This window comes from Ornithinibacter sp., assembly GCF_035443565.1.
GTDB lineage: Bacteria > Actinomycetota > Actinomycetes > Actinomycetales > Dermatophilaceae > Fodinibacter.
This window is the reverse complement of the sequence record NZ_DAORSO010000191.1, coordinates 1-3,546: the sequence shown is the minus strand read 5'-3', so window position 1 is coordinate 3,546 and position 3,546 is coordinate 1. Positions and strand designations below refer to the sequence as shown.

General features: G+C 71.0%; 3 protein-coding genes. All 3 read left to right on the top strand.

The features are described 5' to 3' along the window. Positions 1–158: 158 nt before the first annotated feature. The 3 genes from PLL68_RS13125 to PLL68_RS13115 all read left to right on the top strand — a co-directional run bounded on the left by PLL68_RS13125 (position 159) and on the right by PLL68_RS13115 (position 3,470). A complete protein-coding gene (locus tag PLL68_RS13125) occupies positions 159–1,874 on the top strand; it encodes an HNH endonuclease signature motif containing protein (protein WP_324534788.1) in 1,716 nt (571 codons plus the stop codon). A gap of 112 nt (positions 1,875–1,986) precedes the next feature. Then, positions 1,987–2,799, top strand: a complete 813-nt coding sequence (gene gntA, locus PLL68_RS13120) for a guanitoxin biosynthesis heme-dependent pre-guanitoxin N-hydroxylase GntA (RefSeq protein ID WP_324534786.1) — start codon at positions 1,987–1,989, stop codon at positions 2,797–2,799. Beyond that, complete coding sequence (locus PLL68_RS13115) at positions 2,796–3,470, top strand: DUF1989 domain-containing protein (RefSeq protein WP_324534784.1); 675 nt, start codon at positions 2,796–2,798, stop codon at positions 3,468–3,470. Before gntA ends, PLL68_RS13115 begins: the two co-directional genes overlap by 4 nt. Positions 3,471–3,546: the final 76 nt, after the last annotated feature.

Below are 3,546 nucleotides of genomic sequence, written 5' to 3'. Positions count from 1 at the left end.
CGCGCGAGGAGGTCGGCCAGACGGCGCTGTCCCACACCGCCGACTACCGCGAGGGGGTCGCCGCCTTCCTCGCCAAGCGACCCGCGGAGTTCACCGGCGCCTGATCGGTGTTTGCGCAGGTCAGACGGCCTGTCGGTGGTCGCCCGTAGTGTCAGTTCATGGACATCGACCGGTTCCCGAGCGTCACCCAGGTGCGGCAGTCGCCGCCGGGTGAACTGGCGGTCTTGTTGTCCACGATGACTGCGGATGCCGTGTCGGGGCTGGGCGTGGATGCCGCCGAGGCGGTGGTCGTGGCGACCCAGCGGGTGTCGTCGTGGGCGGTCGCGATGCAGGCGGTGGCCGTCGACCGCTTCGCCGAGCACGTGCTCGACGCGCAGGAGCACCACGCGGCCGACCTGATGAGCGCGCGCGATGCCCAGCGTGAGGAGGTCGAGGCCGCCGGTGGGGTGTGGCGCGGGGATCGCGGCGCGATCGCGCTGCCGGAGCCCGAGCAGGTCGCGGCGTCGATGTTGGCTCCTGAGCTGCGGATCAGCCCACGCACGATGCGCACGCGGTTGAACCGGGCGCGCTGGTTGATGGAGCTGCCCACGACGCTGGGGCTGGCGTTGGCGGGCGACCTGGAGCCGTGGCGGGTGGATGCCGTGGTGGCGGCTGCCGCTGATGTCGACGCCAAGCACCTGGTGGAGTTCGAGGCGCGGTTGTTCGCCGGCGACGTGGCGGCCTTGCCGAAGCCGCGTCTGGTCGAGCGGGCGCGGTCTGCGGCGGCGCGGGCTGACGCCGAGTCGGTTGCCCGCGGTCAAGCCCGGGCGCCGAGGCGTCGGTCCGTGCGGGTGGGTGCGTCGCAGGTGCCGGGGGTGATGCGGTGGACGGCGGACCTGCCTGACGAGGTGTCTCGGCGCATGTTCGCGGCGATCGACGCGCTCGCCCAGGAGTATCTGGCTGCTGATCGTGTGGGTGCGACATCGATGAAGGCTGCTGCGCGAGGGGTCAGACGAACGGTGGAGCAGGCGCGGGTTGATGCGTTGGCTGATCTGGTGCTGGGCAACGCCACCGTGCAGACGATCGTCGAGCTCGTGGTCCCGGTCGCGAGCGCCGTGCCGCCGTCATTCGTCGACCGGGTCGCGGAGCGTGCTGCTGCTGAGGCTGCGATGCGTCCGCAGTGCGGTGACGAGCATCCACTGGCTGGCGAGGGGCGTCCGCAGGGTGGTGACGGGCGTGTTCAGGGTGCTGACGCGGTCGTGATCGACCTGGTGTTGGGCTCGGTCACGCGCCACACCCTCGACGCGGGGGCGCTGGAGCGCGCCCACGGCCGATCCGTGGGGGCCTGGCTCGAGACGGAGGCCAACCCCTTCCTGTCGCACCGCCCGCCACCACCGTCACCGGCGGATCCCGATCCGCCGCCGCGGGTCACCGACCTGACCGGTGCGCCCGTGTGGTTCGTCCCGGGGCTGGTCCAGACGCCGGGAGTGGGTGCACTGCTGCCCGACCAGGTGGCCGCCTTGCTCAACGATCCCGACACGGGGGTGCGGATCATCGACGGCACCCCGGGGTCGGCGGATGGGGGGCTCCCGCAGCGGCGCACCTATCGTCCGCATGCCGCGCTCGCGGCGAAGGTGCGAGCGCGCGACGGGCACTGCCGCTTCCCGGGGTGCTCGGTCCAGGCCCGGCGGTGCCACCTCGACCACGTCGTGGCCTTTCCGGCAGGGCAGACCGAGGAGGCGAATCTGCAGGCGCTCTGCCCCGCGCACCACGGCTTCAAGCACCACGCCGGCTGGGGCGTGACGATGACTCCAGACGGGGTCTGCACGTGGACCACCCCCTCAGGGCGCACCCACATCACCCGCCCGCCTGACCTGTGCGACACCGCCGCGTGACCTTGCGCTCACCAATCCGTCGGGCACCAAAGCCCGACGCCCGTCTGGCCTGTGTCACGGTGAAGGTCCCACATTAAGGAGTCGCCGTGCCCGCCCGTTCTGCCGCCGTCCGATGAGCGAGCGCCTCAAGGACCTGCTAGAGGAGCGCGCCGCCGAAGACCTTGGCGACGGCCCAGCACGCGACATCATCGAGGCTGTCGAGGAGATGGTGGCCCACCCCGAGTACCCCTGCCTCGGCGCTCGGTCGGTGTTCCGGCGCGATGCTGCGACCCTCGTCGTCCTCGACGACCTCTCCGACACCAGCGGCGGAGGCAGCCTCGACCTCGTGGCTGCGGCCCTCGCCCGCTACGTCGACGAGGTCGACGTCGAGGGAGACCTCGTGTCGTTCGTCGCCTGCTTCCGTGAACCAGTTCCGAAGGACGAGCGCGAGTTCGAGGACCTGCTCTGGGGTGCGCTTCAACACCTGCACGACCAGGACGACGAGCCGTGGGCTGACGGTGTCGCCGCCGACCCCGACAGCCCGCACTTCGCGTTCAGCCTGTCCGGCACGGCGTTCTTCGTGGTCGGGCTGCATCCCAACAGCTCACGCGTCGCGCGTCGCACCCCCTTGCCGACCCTGGTGTTCAACCTCCACGAGCAGTTCGAGCGGCTGAGAGCCGACGGTCGATTCGACCGGATGCGCGACACCATTCGACGCCGCGACACCAACCTCCAGGGGTCCCTCAACCCCATGGTGCGCGACCACGGCGAGGAGTCCGAGGCTCGCCAGTACGCAGGGCGCGCCGTTCCTGACCGGTGGTCGGCGCCCTTCAGCGCAACGGATGCAGCCAAGGCAGACGACGCAGCGGGCCCAACCGATGCGGCCGACGCAACCGAGACGGCCGTCGCAACTGGGGGAGCCTGTGCAGTGGAGGAGCAGCTGTGAACCCGGCACGAACCCGCTTCCCTCGCCATGCGACCCCACCGTCCTACGCCGGAACCGACTCCGACCCTGCACCGGGCTGGTCGCGGATCGCTCCCCAGACCGGCGTCGCCGTCGAGCTCGAGCCGGGCGATCGGCTCACCGTGCTCGACCCCCTGGGTGAGCAGGTCAGCGACCTCTACCTCGTGGCGGCCGGGGACCCTGCCGAGGTGTTCTCAGCCGGCCGCACGACCGACTTCGGGAACTCGATCTACGTGTCGACCGGGTCCCGGCTGTGGTCCAACCGCAGCCAGGTCATGGCCGACGTCGTCGACGACACCGTGGGCGTGCACGACCTGACGCTCACGCCGTGCAGCCAGGCCACGTTCGACCTGCTCTACCCGGAGTTCGACGGTGCCCCCCACCCGTCGTGCTTCGCCAACCTGTGCGGGGCACTGGCCCCCTTCGGCGTCGACCCGGACTCGATCGGGTCGACCCTCAACGTCTTCATGGACGTGTGGACCGACGCCCGCGGTGAGCTGCACATCGACCCTCCGCCCACCCGTCCGGGCGATCGCTTCACCATCGAGGCGCGGATGCCGGTGGTCGTCGGGGTGACCGCGTGTTCGGCCGAGAAGTCGAACAACGGGACCTGCACGCCGATCGACTGGCTGGTCGAACGCGCCGAGCACTGACTCCGCCCGGTGTCGGTGGTGCGAGGCAGGATGGCCGGATGGACGAGTCGCGCCCCGAGGTCATGCTCGCTGACGT

Bases quoted from the DNA above. Each gene is read 5' to 3' on its own strand.
- PLL68_RS13125 (WP_324534788.1), top strand. From the start codon at position 159: ATGGACATCGACCGGTTCCCGAGCGTCACCCAGGTGCGGCAGTCGCCG.
- gntA (WP_324534786.1), top strand. From the start codon at position 1,987: ATGAGCGAGCGCCTCAAGGACCTGCTAGAGGAGCGCGCCGCCGAAGAC.